The sequence below is a fragment of the Caballeronia sp. AZ1_KS37 genome (assembly GCF_023631165.1).
Classification (GTDB): Bacteria; Pseudomonadota; Gammaproteobacteria; order Burkholderiales; family Burkholderiaceae; genus Caballeronia; species Caballeronia zhejiangensis.
In genome coordinates this window covers 1-15,539 of record NZ_JALQDP010000030.1, presented here as the reverse complement: position 1 = coordinate 15,539, position 15,539 = coordinate 1, and the positions used below count along the sequence as shown (strand labels likewise).

Below are 15,539 nucleotides of genomic sequence, written 5' to 3'. Positions count from 1 at the left end.
TATGCGGGTATCGACCGCCAAGATTTTCGCTGGTGCAACGATTGCCGCGTCCGTGACGGGCGCAAACGCGGCGCAGCAATGCGACTGGTCCGCGTATCGGCTGTTCGTGGAGCGCGTCGTTCAGGCCGATGGCCGCGTGATCGACCGCTCGACCGAAGCGCAGCAGACGACCTCCGAAGGCCAGTCCTACGCGCTGTTCTTCGCGCTCGTCGCCAACGACCGCGCGACCTTCGACCGGGTGCTCGGCTGGACGCGCACGAACTTGTCGGCCAATCAGTTCGATTCGAATAACGTGCGTCTGCCCGCATGGCAATGGGGCAAGAAACCGGACGGCTCGTTCGGCGTGATGGACCCGAATTCGGCGTCGGACTCGGATGTGTGGATCGCGTACGACCTCTTCCAGGCCGGTCGCCTGTGGAAGGAACCGGCGTACACGAAGCTCGCCTACGCGCTCGCGACGCAGATCGTGAAGCAGGAAACCGTCGACCTGCCCGGCCTCGGACCGATGCTTCTGCCCGGTCCGCAAGGCTTTCGCATCGGCGACGTGACGCGGCTGAATCCGAGCTATCTGCCGCTGCCGGTTTTGCGCGGGCTCGCGCACGACATGCCCGACGGCCCGTGGACGAAGCTCGCGCAGAGCGCCGCGAAAACGATCAAGGTGACGTCGCCGCGCGGCTACGCGCCGGACTGGGCCGCGTATCAGAACGGCCGGTTCGTCGTCGATCCGAAGAACGGCGATGTCGGCAGCTACGACGCGATCCGCGTCTATCTGTGGGCCGGCATGACGTCACCGGGCGATCCGCTCGCGCGTCCGTGGCTCGATGCGCTCGGCGGCATGCGCCAGAGCGTCGCGCAGGCGGGCTTTCCGCCGGAAAAGGTCAACGTGACGACCGGCGCGGCGACGGGCGAAGGTCCGCTGTCTTACTGGGCCGCGCTCGCGCCGTACTTCAAGGCGCTCAACGACGAACGCGGCCTGGGCCTCGCGCGCGCGCATCTCGAAGCGCTGACCGCGCCGCCGGGCGCGGGACGCGAGCCGGTCTATTACGATCGCGTGCTCGGTCTCTTTGGCGGCGGTTTCATCGACGGTCGATATCGCTTCGATGAAAACGGCCGTCTCGTGCCGAACTGGAGAAGCGCATGCTGATCCAGACCAGAAAACGCGTGATCGCGGCGCTGATCTGCGCCGCACCGGCGATGGCCTTCGCGCAGGCCGCCGCCGATCCGCTGAACGTGCTCATCGATCAAGGCAAATACTGGCAGGCGCACAAGCGCGGCGATCTCGCGGAACAGGCGTGGCAGAAGGTGCTGCGCATCAATCCGAAGCAGCCCGATGCGCTTTTCGGCATGGGCATGGTGCTCGCCGATCGCAAGGACGGCAGCGGCGCGCAGCAGTATCTCGCGCAGTTGCGCCAGGTCGCGCCGAGTTATCCGAACATCGACGAACTCGGCCGGCGGCTTGGCGAAACCAGTTCGCGCGATCAGACCGTGAACGACGCGCGGCGTCTCGCGCAAAGCGGACAAAGCGCATCGGCGGTGCAGGAATACAAGCGCGCGATCGACGGCAAGCCCGCGACGCCCGGACTTCAGCTGGAGTATTACCAGGCGCTCGCCGCCACGCCGCAAGGCTGGGACGAAGCGCGGCGCGGCCTCGAACAACTGGCGCGCGAGAATCCCGACGAGCCGCGCTATCAGCTCGCCTATGCGCAGCATCTGACGTATCGGGATACGACGCGGCGCGACGGCATCGCGCGGCTCGCGAAGTTGTCGGGCGACAGCGCTGTCGGCGCCGACGCGAAAAAAAGCTGGCGGCAGGCGCTCTTGTGGCTCGGCGCGCGCGCATCGGATGCGCCGCTTTATCAGGCGTATCTGCAAGTCGCGCCCGATGACGCCGCCGTCAAAGCGCGCTTCGATTCGATGGTGCAGCAGGACAAGTCGGCACGCGAGCGCTCGCAGGCCGACGCCGCCGTCGATGCGCGCGGACGGACCGTCGCGGAAGGTTTCACCGCGCTCGATCGCGGCGACCTCGTGACGGCGCGCGCGCGTTTTTCGTCGGTGCTGGCGAGCAATCCGAACGACGCCGATGCGCTCGGCGGCATGGGCGTCGCGTCGTTGAAGCAGGAGCGTTTTTCCGAAGCGCGCACGTATCTCGAACGCGCGTCGCGGGCCGGCAATGCGGCGCGCTGGAAAGACGCGCTCACGAGCGCGACCTACTGGACCTATACGAGCGATGCCATCGGCGCGCGCAGCAACGGCCAGATCGCGCAAGCGAAGGCGCTGTTCGAACGCGCGATCGCAACCGATCCGTCCGAAGTCACCGCGCAAGTGCTGCTCGGCGAAATGCTGCTCGCGAACGGCGACCCGCGCGGCGCGGAAGCGGCGTATCGCATGGCGCTGCGCCGCCAGGCCGACAATCCCGATGCGATTCGCGGACTCGTCGGCGCACTGGCCGCGCAAGGGCGCGGCGACGAAGCGCTCGAGTTCGCCAATCGGCTGAACACGGAACAGCAGGCGAAGGCCGGCGGCATCAACAAGCTGCGCGGCGAAGCGCAGGCGGCACAGGCGCGCGCGGCGGAAGCACGCGGCGATCTCGGTGCGGCGCGCAGTCTCTTCGAAGACGCGCTGCTCAACAATCCCGACGATCCGTGGCTGCGGCTCGATCTCGCGCGCATCTACGTGCGTCAGGGCGCGGTCGGCAATGCGCGCAGCATGATGGACGGCCTGCTCGCCACGCATCCCGACATGACCGACGCGCTCTACGCGAGCGCGCTGCTTTCCGCCGAAACGCAGGACTGGCCGGCCGGGCTCGCGCAACTCGACCGCATTCCGGCCGCGCAACGCACGCCGGCGATGACCGCGTTGCAACATCGCCTGTGGGTGCATCAGCAGGCCGATCTCGCGACGCGCGCCGCTGCGTCCGGTCAGCGTCAGCAGGCGTTCGCGATTCTGCGCCGCGCGGAACCCGTTGCGGCGGGCAATGCGGAATTGATGGGCGCGGTGGCATCGGCCTACGTCAAGGCGGGCGATCCGGCGCGGGCGTTGTCGCTCGTGCGCGGCGCCATCGCCAATGCGCCGAACGACACCGGTCTTCTGCTGCAATACGCGGGCATTCTGTCGGCGACGCAGCAGGAAGCCGAGCTCGGCTCGGTGATGCGCCGCCTGCAATCGATGCCGCTCACGACGCAGCAGCGCGCGGACTTCAACAATCTGAACGTGGGCATCGTCATCGCGCGTGCGGATGTCGTGCGCCGGCAAGGCGATCTCGCCGCCGCCTACGACGTGATCGCGCCGTGGCTCGCCGCGATGCCCGACAACGCCGACCTGCAGGCGGCGCTCGGCCGCATGTACACATCGGCGGGCGATGACCGCAACGCGCTCTCGTGCTATCAAAAAGCGCTGTCGCGCCGTCCGGACGATATCGGCTTGCAGACGGCGGCGATGTCGGCGGCGAGCGGCGTGCGCGATTTCAAGCTCGCTCAGACCTACGCGAATCAGGCGTACGAAGCCGCGCCGAACGATCCGGGCGTGCTCGCCGCGATCGGCCGGATGTATCGCGCGCAAGGCAAGCTCGATCTCGCCGCGCAGTTCCTGCAACGCTCGCTCGTCGCCGCGAATACGCCCGCGCCGGCGGCGTCGGCGCAGGGACGCGGCAATGTCCCGCCCGGCTGGGAAACCGCGATGAGCCGTGTCGGCTCGAATCCGCTGCCCGGCACCAATCCGTTCGAAGGCAAGACGGCCGTCGATACGGCGTCGAACCCGGCGCTCGCATCGGACGCGTCTTATCGTCAGGCCCTTCCTCAAGGTTATTCGCAGCCCGTGCCGAACTATCTGCCGCCTCCTCAGCCCGCGCCGTATTCCGTGCCTTACGTCGCGCCGTCCTCCGCTCCGATGACGATGCCCAACGCCGCGCCGCGCCCGGTGCCGAGCGGCGGCTACGGACCCGACGCGTATGGCTCGGGTCAATCGGGCGCGCCGTTGCAGCCGTATCCGGGACAGGATGGCGGGTATCAGCCGGCTTATCCGCAGCCGCAGCAGTATCAACCGCAGCCGTATCAGCAGCAGCCTTACGCCGCGCAGGATCCGTATGCCGAGCCCTGGCCGATGTCGCCCGGCGCGCGCGAGGCGCAAGCCAATGCGTACAACGCGCCGCTGCCCGCCAGCTCGAAGAGGAAGCCGGCGTCATCGCCCAAGACCGCGACGACGCGTCCCGCCGATCCGTACGCCTACGGCGCGCCGCCGCCGCAGCAGCAGCCTTATTACCAGCAGCCGCAACAGTACGCGCCGCAGCCATACGCGCCGCCGCAGTACGCGCAGCAGCAGTACATCCCGCAGCCGCCCGCGGGCTACGCGCAGCCTTATTACCCGTCGCAGGCGCAACCCGCGCAGCGCGCCGCCGCAGCCGCGACGATGAGCACGGGCGGCGTTCCGGCGCCGGTCGCGAATTCGCAGACGGCGGGCGTCGCGGAGGAACTCGCGCAGATCAATCGCGAGCAGGCGAGCACGATTTCCGGCGGCCTCATCTTCCGCAGCCGCGACGGCGAGGACGGCCTCTCGAACCTGACCGATATCGAAGCGCCCATCGAAGGCCGCATCAAGGCCGGCAACGGCCACGTCATCGTGCGCGCGACGCCCGTCACGCTCGACGCCGGCACCGCGAGCAGCGAGCCGAACACGCTCGCGCGCTTCGGCTCCGGCCTCGGCGCGACCGCCACGCCGCCGACCAACAACTACGGCTCGCAGACGGCGACGGGCGTCGGGCTCTCGCTCGGCTACGAGAACCGCAACTTCAAGGGCGATGTCGGCACGACGCCGCTCGGCTTTCGCGAGACCAATGTCGTCGGCGGATTGCAGTATCAGAACGCGATCACCGACAAGGTGTCGTATTCGCTCGCCGTCGCCCGCCGCGCCGTCACCGACAGCCTGCTTTCGTACGCCGGCGCGCGCGATCAGGGCGCGAACCTCGAATGGGGCGGCGTGACATCGACGGGCGCGCGCGCCGACCTCGGCTGGGACGACGGCACGAGCGGCGTCTACGTGAACGCGGCGTATCAGTTCCTCGACGGCAATCAGGTCGCGACCAACAACGCGGTGAAGGGCGGCGGCGGCATCTACACGCGTCTCATCAAGGATGCCGACCAGACGCTGACCGTCGGCGCCAACACCACGCTGATGCACTACGACAAGAACCTGTCGTACTTCACGTATGGCCAAGGCGGCTACTTCAGCCCGCAGCAGTACGTGATCCTGAACTTCCCGGTCGAATACATGGGACGCACGGGGCTTTTCACGTACGACCTGAAGGGTTCGATCGGCGTGCAGCATTATCGGCAGGACGCGTCGGACTATTTCCCGACGAACGGCACGTATCAGGCGCGAGCCGCGAGTTCCGGCGCGACGCCGGATGCGGGCGCGGTCTATCCCGGCCAGAGCAAGACGGGCGTGTCGTATTCGCTCAGCGCGACGGGCGAATACCAGCTCGCGCCGCAACTCGCGTTCGGCGCGACGGCATCGTTCGGCAACGCGTATCAGTATCGCGAGTGGCTCGCCGCCGTTTATGTGCGCTACAGCTTCACGCGTCAAGGCGGCGCGCAGCCGGTGTTTCCGCCGCAGGCGTTCAGCTCGCCGTATCTGTCGCTGTCGAACTGATGTTCTTGCGCGTGCGCCGCGCTTGCGGCTAGGCTTGATCCACTGCCGCAAGCGGGCCAACATCGTTCGAATGAAAACGCAAAGCGCGCTCGTCGCGAACAACGACCAATTCCTGCGCGACTTGCAGTTGTTCTGCATCGTCGCGCGGCGTTCGAGCTTCATCGCCGCCGCGACCGAGACCGGCATCTCGCCGGCGCACGTCAGCAAGCGCATTGCGATGCTGGAGACGAGTCTCGGCGTCAGGCTCTTGACGCGCACGACGCGCCGCGTGTCCATCACGAGCGACGGCGAAGCGGCGTTCCAATGGGCGCAAAAGATTCTCGACGACGTCCAGGGCATGGCCGACGCCTTCGCCGGCCTCGACGATCCGCGCGGCGTCTTGCGGATCGGCACGAGTCTGCGGCTCGGGCGCGAGCATGTTTCGCCCGCGCTCACCTTGCTACGGCGTCGCCATCCGGGGCTGGAAATCTGGCTCGAACTGCTCGACCGGCGCGTCGATCTCGTCGGCGAGAACTTCGATATCGACATTCGCGTCGGCGAAGTGCTGGCGCCGCATCTGATCGCGCACAAGATCGTCGACAGTTTTCGCGTGCTCGCCGCCGCGCCCGCGTATCTCGAACGGCGCGGCACGCCTAGAACGCTGGCCGAACTGGCGCATCACGATTGCCTGCTGTTTCGCGGGCGCGATCAGCGTTTCGGCGTCTGGCGGCTCGCCGGGCCGAACGGCGAGGAAAGCGTCAAAGTGACCGGGCCGATTGCTTCGAACCACAGCGACATCGTGCGGCAGTGGGCCGAGGAAGGTTTCGGCATCGTGATGTGCTCGATCTGGGACGCCGCCGGCAGTCTTCAAAACGGCCGTCTCGTGCCCGTTCTGCCGGCTTATCGGCAGCGCGCGGACGTGTGGGCGGTGACGTCGGCGCGCTCGTCGCATTCGGCGAAGATTCGCGTGTGCATCGAGTTTCTCAGACAGCAATTGACGAGCGGACCTTACTCGCTCGTTACATCGGGCGTCGCGGGGTTCTGAAGCGCTTCGTCGTAGCGTCGTTCTTCATCGCCTGCTGCTCGCCCGCTCGATCCCGTCCAGCAAGCCTTCAGCGGCGCCGCCCAAGCGCCAAAGCCAACCTTACAGAATCTTACGTTGCGCCGCCGTCACAAAAAGGGGCAAAAAGACCCGTCGCGAAACTAGGATATTTCCAAATGTTTCTAAGAAATGTAATGATACTGATTCGCATTTAACACCATCGCGTCGATAGGTTGACTCAATGACGCCCGTCGAGCGCGACGTGCGCTCTCAGGGCGCCGCCGCCGGTTCTTTCTCGACGACGTCGCCCGCCTTCGCCTCGATCTCGGATCGGTCAACGTCGGCAGTCGAAAACCCGCTTCGCTGCCGATTTGAATTTCACTAACAAGCATCGGGAAAACGACATGTTGAGAAAGACGCCGCTTGCTGCGGCATTGGTGACTATTGCCGCCGTGCCCATGGCCGCGCCGCTTTACGCCCAGACCGCCCCGCAATCCGCACAAGCCGGACCGCAAGACACGCCCTCCGCCGCCGCACCCGAAACCGCGACCCTGCCCGCCGTCAAGGTGACGGGTCAGGCCAACGCGCCCGACTTCCAGCCGGAGATGTCGAGCGTCGGCGCAAAGGTGCCGACCGCGCTGCGCGACATTCCGCAAGCCGTCGTCGTGGTGCCGAAGGCGGTGCTGCAATCGCAGGCCGTGAGCTCTTTCTCCGATGCGCTGCGCAACGTGCCCGGCGTCACGCTCGGCGCGGCCGAAGGCGGCCAGATCGGCAATAACATCAACCTGCGCGGCTTCTCGGCGCGCACCGACATCTATCTCGACGGCTTCCGCGATCGCGGCCAGTACTATCGCGATACGTTCAATCTGGAATCGATCGACGTGCTGTACGGGCCGTCGTCGCTGTACTTCGGGCGCGGTTCGACGGGCGGCGTCATCAATCAGGTCAGCAAGCAGCCGACGCTGAATCCGCGCGCCGATGTCTCGCTGCAAGCCGGCACGCACGACCGCTATCGCACGACGGTCGATATCAATCAGCCGATGACGGATACCTCCGCGTTCCGCATCAACGCGTTCGGCCAGTCGATGGGCTCGACGCGCGACGAGATGATCAACAAGGACTACGGCATCGCGCCCGAAGTGAAATTCGGCATCGGCACGCCGACGCAGGTGACGTTGTCGGCGCTGATCCAGCACAACCGCGATCAGCCCGACTACGGCATTCCGCCGTTGAACGGCCATCCCGCGCCCGTCGATACGAAGACCTTCTACGGCTTCACCGACGACCGCACGATTCAGGATGTGCAGACGGTGAACGCGCGCATCGAACATCGCTTCGACGACATGTTCACGCTGCGCAACCAGACGCAGTTCAGCCACTACAGCACCGAAGCGCGCGCGACCAACGCGGCGGCCGTGCTGACGGGCCCGCTCGGCACGTCGCCCGCGCTCTCGAACGGCAATTACACGACGCTGCCGCTCTCGTCGCTCTTCGTGCGTCTGCAAGGCAAGGACCGCACCATCAACGATCACTCGGTCTACAACACGACCGACGTTCAAGGCAAGTTCGCGACCGGCCCCTTGAAGCACGACATGCTCGCGGGCGTCGATCTGAGTCACGAAACGTATAGCAACCAGACCTTCACGGCGACCACGCCGGGTCTGCCGTCGAACACGCTCGCCATCGTGCCGCTCGTGGATCCGGCGTATGTGCCGCGTCCGGCGAACTATCGCGAAGTGGCGACCAATCTCGCGGAGTCGAGCGCGAACGGCATCGGCGTCTATTTGAACGACACCATCTCGATCGGCGAGCACTGGAAGTGGATCGGCGGCGTGCGCTGGGACCGCTATGAAGCGGCGATCAACAACTCGATCAATCAGCCCGGTTACGCGACGCAGACGAACTATTTCACGAGCGTGCGCACAGGCGTCGTATGGCAGCCGACGGACTGGCAGTCGTACTACGTCTCGTACGGCACGTCGTTCGATCCGTCGCTCGAAGCGCTCACGCTCACCAACGGCCAGCAAAACCTGCCGCCCGAGCACAACAAGTCCTATGAAATCGGCTCGAAGTGGGATCTGCTGAACGGCGGCCTGTCGATCACGCAATCGCTCTTCAACATCGAGAAGACCAATGCGCGCACGCTCGCTTCGGACGGCAGCTATTCACTCGATGGCGACGTGCGCGTGCGCGGCTATCAGCTCGGCATCGCCGGCCACATCACGCGGCAATGGCAGATGTTCGGCGGCTACACGTACATGGATGGCACCATCCTGAAGGCATTCGACGGCACGCAAGGCAACACGCCCGCCAACACGCCGAAGCACATGTTGACGCTGTGGACGACGTACGACTTCACGCCCGTATGGCAGATCGGCGGCGGGCCTTCGTATGTATCGTCGCGCTACGCGGCGAACAACAATCTCGTTCAAGCGGGCGGCTACGTGCGCTGGGACGCGATGGCCGCATATCATCAGAAGCGCTACGATATCCAGTTCAACGTGCAGAACCTGTTCGACAAGAAGTACTACGACGCCCTGATTCCGTCCGATGGCGGACGCGCGGTGCCGGGTCTCGGCCGCACGTTCATCGCGACGTTGAATTACCGCTTCCGTTGATGTGATGTGATGCGAATGCGCGCGCCATGCGACTCATGGCGCGCGCTCGCGAAGGCAATAACAATGATCCTCTCGATACCGAACGTGCTCTCCCCCGAGGACGCCGCCGCAATGCGCGCGCGTCTCGAAGCAAGCGACTCCTGGGTCGATGGCCGCGCGACCGCGGGCTATCAGGGCGCGCCGGTCAAGCGCAACATGCAGATCGCGGAAGGCTCGCCGATCGCGCTCGAACTCGGCGACGCGCTCGTCGGCGTGCTGGAGCGTCATCCGCTTTTCATCAGCGCGGTGCTGCCCAATCGCGTGTATCCGCCGCTTTTCAATCGCTATGAAGGCGGCATGCATTTCGGCAGTCATGTCGATGGCGCGATCCGCATCGTGCCGGGGCATGGCGCGCGCGTGCGTACCGATGTATCGATCACGCTCTTTCTCACGCCGCCCGACGAATACGACGGCGGCGAGCTCATCATCGAAGACACGTACGGCGTGCAGGAAGTGAAGCTGCCCGCGGGACATGCGATCGTCTATCCCGCGACGAGCCTGCATCAGGTGCGGCCCGTCACGCGCGGCGCACGCGTGTCGAGTTTCTTCTGGGCGCAAAGCCTCGTGCGCGACGATGCGCAACGCGCGCTGCTCTTCGATCTCGACAACTCCATTCAACGCCTGAATGCGACCAACGGCGACGAAAGCGCGAAACGCACGCTCGTCGGCTGCTATCACAACCTGTTGCGCATGTGGAGCGATACGTGATTCACGCGGCGCGCAGAACCTTCGATGGCGTTCGGCCCACTTCCGCGAGCAACGCTTCATCGCGCGCGATCACGTCGGGAAGATGCGCGCGCAGGAATTCGACCCACGTACGCGTCTTCGCATCGACGAACTTGCGCGACGCATAGAGCGCATAGAGATTCGTGCGCTGCAGCGTGTGCTGCGGCAGCACGCGCACGAGCGAGCCATTGCGCAAGCCTTCGATCGCAGCATAGAGCGGCAACATGCCGATGCCCATGCCTTCGCGAATCGCGACGACGAGCGATTCCGCGATGTTCACCTGCACCGTTCCGCTGATCTGCATCGTCTCGCGGCCTTCCGGCCCTTCGAGCGTCCACTCGCGCGCGGGAAACGCGGGCGTCTGCAGCGTGAGGCAATCGTGTTGCGCGAGATCGGCGGGCACGTCGGGCGCGCCGCGCGAACGTATGTATTCCGGCGACGCGCACAGAATGCTGAAGGTCTCGCCCAGCTTGTGCGAAATCACTTCGGAATCCGACAGCGCGCCCGCCGACACCACCGCTACGTCGCTGCTGCCTTCGAAGAGATCGGGCATGCGCTGCGATAGCGTGAGTTCGACTTTCACATCGGGATAGAGCGCGCGATATCGCGCGATCGCAGGCAATATGTAATGTTGTCCGACGCTCGCGAAACTGGACATGCGCAACGTGCCCGTCGGATGCTCATACGCGCAGCTTGCTTCTTCTTCGGCGCCGTCGATATCGGCGAGAATCTGCCGCACGCGCTTCAGATAACGCTCGCCCGCCGATGTCAGCGCGAGACGCCGCGTGGAGCGGTTCATCAGGCGCGTGCGCAAATGGGCTTCGAGTTCGGATACGGCGCGCGACATCGCGCCGGTCGTCGAGTTCATCGACTGAGCCGCAGCCGTGAAGCTGCCGGCTTCGATCACGCGAGTGAAAACCCGCATGTTCTGTAGGGTGTCCATCAAACCGTCACATTCACTTCGGAAGCGCTATTGTCCGCCTTGGCGCGCGATCGATTGTTGTTGAATCAGGAAAGAATGTTCCCTGATTTGCACATTAATCCGCCCGGTCCGCTTGCCTACAATCGGCGCCTTCATGACGAGAGGACTATCGGCGGTCAGCATGTCGCTCCAGCAAGCACGCCTGTCGATGCGCGACTGGCTCGTCACCGATGGCCACGTCTGGCTGCATCTCGCAAAGACCTTGCTGGCCGCGTTCATCGCGATGAGCATCGCGATGCGGCTGGAATTGCCGCAGCCGCGCGTCGCGATGACGACCACCTTCGTCCTGATGCAGCCGTTCTCCGGCATGGTGCTCGCGAAGAGCGTCTATCGTTTCGCGGGCACGGCGCTCGGCATGATCGCCGCGCTCGCGCTCGGCGCCGTGTTCGTGCAACAGCCCGAGCTCCATGCGCTCGCGCTGACGATATGGGTCGCGGCGTGCACCGCGCTCGCCGTGCGTTACCGGCACTTTCGCTGGTATGGCTTCGTGCTCGCGGGCTATACGGCTGCGCTGATCGGCATTCCCGCCGTCACCGATCCGAACAGCCTGCTCATCGCAACGCTCACGCGCGGTGCGGAAGTGATGCTCGGCATCGTGTGTTCGAGCGTGGTGAGCGCGCTCGTGTTTCCGCGTCATGCGAGCGCGACGCTCACGCAGTCGCTCGATGCGCGCCGGATGCGTTTCGCCGCATTCGCCGCCGACGTATTGCGCGGACGTCTTTCGCGTATCGCGCGCGAACGCCGCTTCGCCGATTTCGTCGATGAGATCGTCGGCTTCGAAGCGACGCGTGGTTTCGCCACGTATGAGTCGCCCGCGATGCGTCAGGGCAACGGCAAGCTGGCGCAACTGAACAGCGCCTTCATGGACGCATGCGCGCGCCTGCATGCGCTCGATCAATCGATGAAGCGCCTGCGCGCGAGCGATGCACTCGCGCCCTTCTTCGAAGAGCTTGCGCAGATCTTCGAACGCGAAGCGCTGAAGGAACATCTGGAGCGCTACAAAGCGACGCTGCCGAAACGCCTGCGCGATGCACAACGCGCGCTCCCTCACACCGATCACGCGACGCAACTCGATTTCACGACATCGGCGGAGCTGCTGTATCGCTTCATCGCCGATACGATTCGCTATCTGTCGATTCCGAACCATCGCGCGGCGCCGCGATACGACGCGCGGACCAGCCGCTTCGTCGTCGTCGCGACCTTCATGCGTACAGGCATCGTGATCGCGGCGACGGCCTGGTTCTGGATCGTGACGGCGTGGCCGAGCGGAGGCTACGCCGTCATCGGCGCGACGCTCGCGTGCGCGTTGTCGTCGGCATTGGCGCGGCCTTCGAAATTCATCGCGCAGATGGCCGCGGGTGCGGCGCTCGCGATCGTCATCGGATATGCATATCTGTGTCGCGTGTATCCGGCGATCGACGGCCTGGCGCTCCTGTGCGCGATGCTCGCGCCGCCGCTCGCGGCAGGCGCTTTTCTCGCGATGCGTTCGTCGAGCGCGGGCTATGGCATCGGCTTCTGCGTGTTCTTCTGCCTGCTCGCCGCGCCCGACAATCGCATCGTCTACGATCCGGGCCTGTTGCTGAACAACGGCGTTGCCGTTCTCGTCGCGATGCTCGGCGCGGCCATCGCGTGCGCGGTCATCGTGCCGCCACGCACGCGTTGGCTCGTCGGCAAGACGCTCGCGCAATTGCGCGCGCAAGCGGCGCTCGCATGCGAAGGCAAGCTCGCGGGACTCGGCGAGCGCTTCCATTCGGGCACGCACGATCTGATGTCGCAATTGCGCGCCTTGCTCACGCGACGCTCGCGTGAACATCGGCATGCGCTTTTGTGGATGCTCGTCACGCTCGAAGTCGGACAAGCGATGATCGATCTTCGGCGCGACTCCCGCGCGCTGCATACGGCGTGCTTTCCCGATGCATTGCGCATCGCGTGGAGCATGTCGCTCGCGCGTGTGTTGCGCGATATCGCCGTGCTGTTCCGCACGCCGGATAGCCGGACGCTGCGTCGCGCGATAGCTTCGGTCGTCGCATCGATCGTGATCGCAGAAGACATGCTCGAACGCACGCGCGACGAACGCAACGCGCGGCGCGAGGTGCAGCGCGTGCTCGCGTGCCTGCACTTCGTCCGCACGGCGCTGGTGGATCCGGATGCGCCCTTCGACGCGCATCGCTGAACGCATCCTTCCTCGCCATGCAAAGCTGACTTCCTGGTCCGGCGATTAATCCACGGCGTCGCGCGTCTTATAGTCGAATCGATTTTTCGCCAGCGCGCTCTTTTGCCGCACTTTCATGGCGCGTGCGAACGCGCTCGCGTGCATCGATTTGGACAAAGCGCAATGTCGCACGGCATTGGAACAATGTCTTTCAACGTTGCGATTTCGACGGCAAACCGCGCTACCTATAATCGCCTTCGGTTAAACGAAGCTCTTGAAGATAGACGTCGATGTACGAAGATCGTATTCGCTGTGCCGCGTTGCGCGGAAAAATCACCACGGCCGCCGAAGCGGCTCAACTCGTTCGCGACGGCATGATCGTCGGCGCAAGCGGCTTTACGCGCGCGGGTGACGCGAAAGCCGTGCCGCTCGAAATCGCGCGCCGCGCCCGCGAGGAAGACGAACCGTTGCGTATCACGCTCATGACGGGCGCATCGCTCGGTCATGACACGGACCGCATCCTGACCGAAGCCGGTGCGATTGCGCGACGCCTACCGTTTCAGGTCGACACGACCTTGCGCCGCGCGATCAACCGCGGCGACGTAATGTTCGTCGATCAACACCTGTCGGAGACGGTCGAACTGCTGCGCGCGAATCGCCTCGGCAAGCTCGACCTCGCGATCGTCGAAGCAGCCGCGATCACCGAGAGCGGCGGCATCGTGCCGACGACCTCGGTCGGCAATACCGCGAGCTTCGCGATCCTCGCCGAACGCGTGATCGTCGAGATCAATCTGGCGCAGCCGCTCTCGCTCGAAGGCCTGCACGACATCTGGATTCCCGAGCGCCGTCCCGCGCGCGAAGCGCTGCCGATCGTGCGCCCGCATGACCGGATCGGCGCGGCCGCCATCGAGATTCCGATCGAGAAGATCGCCGCGATCGTCATCACCGACAAGCCGGACAGCGCATCCACCGTGTTGCCCGCCGACCAGGACACGGCGTTGATCGCCGGTCATCTCATCGAGTTCTTTCAGCATGAAGTCTCGCGCGGGCGTCTGCCGAAACAGTTGCCGCCGTTGCAGGCCGGCATCGGCACCATTGCGAACGCTGTGCTGTCGGGGTTCGCGGCGTCGCCGTTCGAAGCGCTGACGATCTATTCCGAAGTGCTGCAAGACTCGACCTTCGATCTGCTCGACTCAGGCAAGGCGACGTTCGCATCGGGCGCGTCGATCACGCTGTCCGCGCAACGGCAGGAGAAAGTGTTCAACGAGATCGAACGCTATCGCGACCGGCTCGTGCTGCGGCCGCAGGAAGTGAGCAATCATCCTGAAGTGATTCGGCGCCTCGGTCTCATCGCGATCAACACGGCGCTCGAAGCCGACATCTACGGCAACGTGAATTCGACGCACGTCGGCGGCACGCACATGATGAACGGCATCGGCGGCTCGGGCGACTTCGCGCGCAATGCGGCGTATGCGGTGTTCGCGACGAAATCGGTCGCGAAGGACGGCCGTATCTCGAGCATCGTGCCGATGGTGCCCCATTGCGACCACAACGAACACGATGTCGATATTGTCGTGACCGAACGCGGGCTCGCCAACCTCACCGGCCTCGCGCCACGCGAACGCGCGATGAGCGTGATCGAGCACTGCGCGCATCCGCTCTATCGCGATCTTTTGCGCGACTATTACCGCGATGCAGCAGCGCTCGGCGGACATACGCCGCATCGTCTCGATCAGGCGTTTTCGTTCCACACGCGCTTCGCAGCGAGCGGTTCGATGCTGCCTTGATGCACATTCGCGCGCGCGTTGCTGCGCCGCGAAAACGAATGCGGGGCGCCAACGAAGCCGCTACACGAAGATTAGGCGCACAATGGCGGGAGCCCGCTTGGGCTGGCGAACAGGAGGAGCATCATGACCGCCATCACCTGGGTTCTCGCCGCCGACGGCAGCCGTGCCCGGATCTTCGAAACGCAGGGATTGAAGCTGGATTTGCGGCAAGTCGAGGACCTCAGGAACCCCGCGCCGCGCGCGACCGAAACGGCAGAAATGGATCGTGAGAAGTTCGCGCGGGCCGTCGCGGATTATCTCGAACGGAGCCGCTTGCATCAACGATTCGACCGGCTGCGTCTCGCGGTCGAGCCAAAATTTTTGGGCCTCTTGCGTCAATATCTGAGCGTCGAAACGCTCAAGCTCGTCTATGAAGAAGCCGATAACGACGGGTCGAAGTTCGGCACGCGCGATATCGGCCGTCAACTGAACCGGCCCTGAACGACGCTTGCGGTGGGGGGGGGGGGGGGGGGGGGGGGGGGGGGGGGGGGGGGGGGGGGGGGGGGGGGGGGGGGGGGGGGGGGGGGGGGGG

Annotated in this window: 9 protein-coding genes; 8 read left to right on the top strand and 1 reads right to left on the bottom strand. The window is 65.2% G+C overall.

Going from position 1 to position 15,539, the window contains the following annotated elements; genetic code table 11:
* Nucleotide 1: 1 nt before the first annotated feature.
* From bcsZ to NCS00_RS16270, 5 genes are all read left to right on the top strand, one after another.
* Nucleotides 2–1,144, top strand: coding sequence for a cellulose synthase complex periplasmic endoglucanase BcsZ (bcsZ, locus tag NCS00_RS16290; RefSeq protein WP_175979199.1), 1,143 nt, complete (start codon nt 2–4; stop codon nt 1,142–1,144).
* Nucleotides 1,138–5,643 carry a cellulose biosynthesis protein BcsC gene (locus NCS00_RS16285; protein ID WP_250440517.1) on the top strand — a complete coding sequence of 1,502 codons (4,506 nt, stop codon included), beginning with the start codon at nt 1,138–1,140 and terminating at the stop codon, nt 5,641–5,643. The genes bcsZ and NCS00_RS16285 overlap by 7 nt, the downstream gene beginning before the upstream one ends.
* Nucleotides 5,644–5,713: 70 nt before the next feature.
* Nucleotides 5,714–6,667 carry a LysR family transcriptional regulator gene (locus NCS00_RS16280; RefSeq protein ID WP_250440516.1) on the top strand — a complete coding sequence of 318 codons (954 nt, stop codon included), beginning with the start codon at nt 5,714–5,716 and terminating at the stop codon, nt 6,665–6,667.
* 401 nt (nt 6,668–7,068) lie between these two features.
* Nucleotides 7,069–9,282 carry a TonB-dependent receptor gene (locus tag NCS00_RS16275; RefSeq protein WP_250440515.1) on the top strand — a complete coding sequence of 738 codons (2,214 nt, stop codon included), beginning with the start codon at nt 7,069–7,071 and terminating at the stop codon, nt 9,280–9,282.
* Between the two features lie 63 nt (nt 9,283–9,345).
* Nucleotides 9,346–10,029 carry a Fe2+-dependent dioxygenase gene (locus tag NCS00_RS16270; RefSeq protein WP_008353646.1) on the top strand — a complete coding sequence of 228 codons (684 nt, stop codon included), beginning with the start codon at nt 9,346–9,348 and terminating at the stop codon, nt 10,027–10,029.
* Between the two features lies 1 nt (nt 10,030).
* Here the strand turns inward: NCS00_RS16270 and NCS00_RS16265 are convergent, their stop codons facing one another.
* Nucleotides 10,031–10,990 (bottom strand): LysR family transcriptional regulator, encoded by a 960-nt coding sequence (locus NCS00_RS16265; protein WP_033537142.1) that lies wholly within the window; start codon nt 10,988–10,990, stop codon nt 10,031–10,033.
* A 160-nt stretch (nt 10,991–11,150) separates the two neighbouring features.
* Here NCS00_RS16265 and NCS00_RS16260 point away from each other — a divergent pair, with 160 nt between their 5' ends.
* From NCS00_RS16260 to NCS00_RS16250, 3 genes are all read left to right on the top strand, one after another.
* Nucleotides 11,151–13,202: an FUSC family protein gene (locus NCS00_RS16260; RefSeq protein WP_250440514.1), complete on the top strand. Its 2,052-nt coding sequence runs from the start codon at nt 11,151–11,153 to the stop codon at nt 13,200–13,202.
* Nucleotides 13,203–13,471: 269 nt separating this feature from the next.
* Nucleotides 13,472–14,968: a succinyl-CoA:acetate CoA-transferase ScpC gene (scpC, locus tag NCS00_RS16255; RefSeq protein WP_175979195.1), complete on the top strand. Its 1,497-nt coding sequence runs from the start codon at nt 13,472–13,474 to the stop codon at nt 14,966–14,968.
* A 123-nt stretch (nt 14,969–15,091) separates the two neighbouring features.
* Nucleotides 15,092–15,448, top strand: a complete 357-nt coding sequence (locus NCS00_RS16250) for a host attachment protein (RefSeq protein ID WP_250440513.1) — start codon at nt 15,092–15,094, stop codon at nt 15,446–15,448.
* Nucleotides 15,449–15,539: the final 91 nt, after the last annotated feature.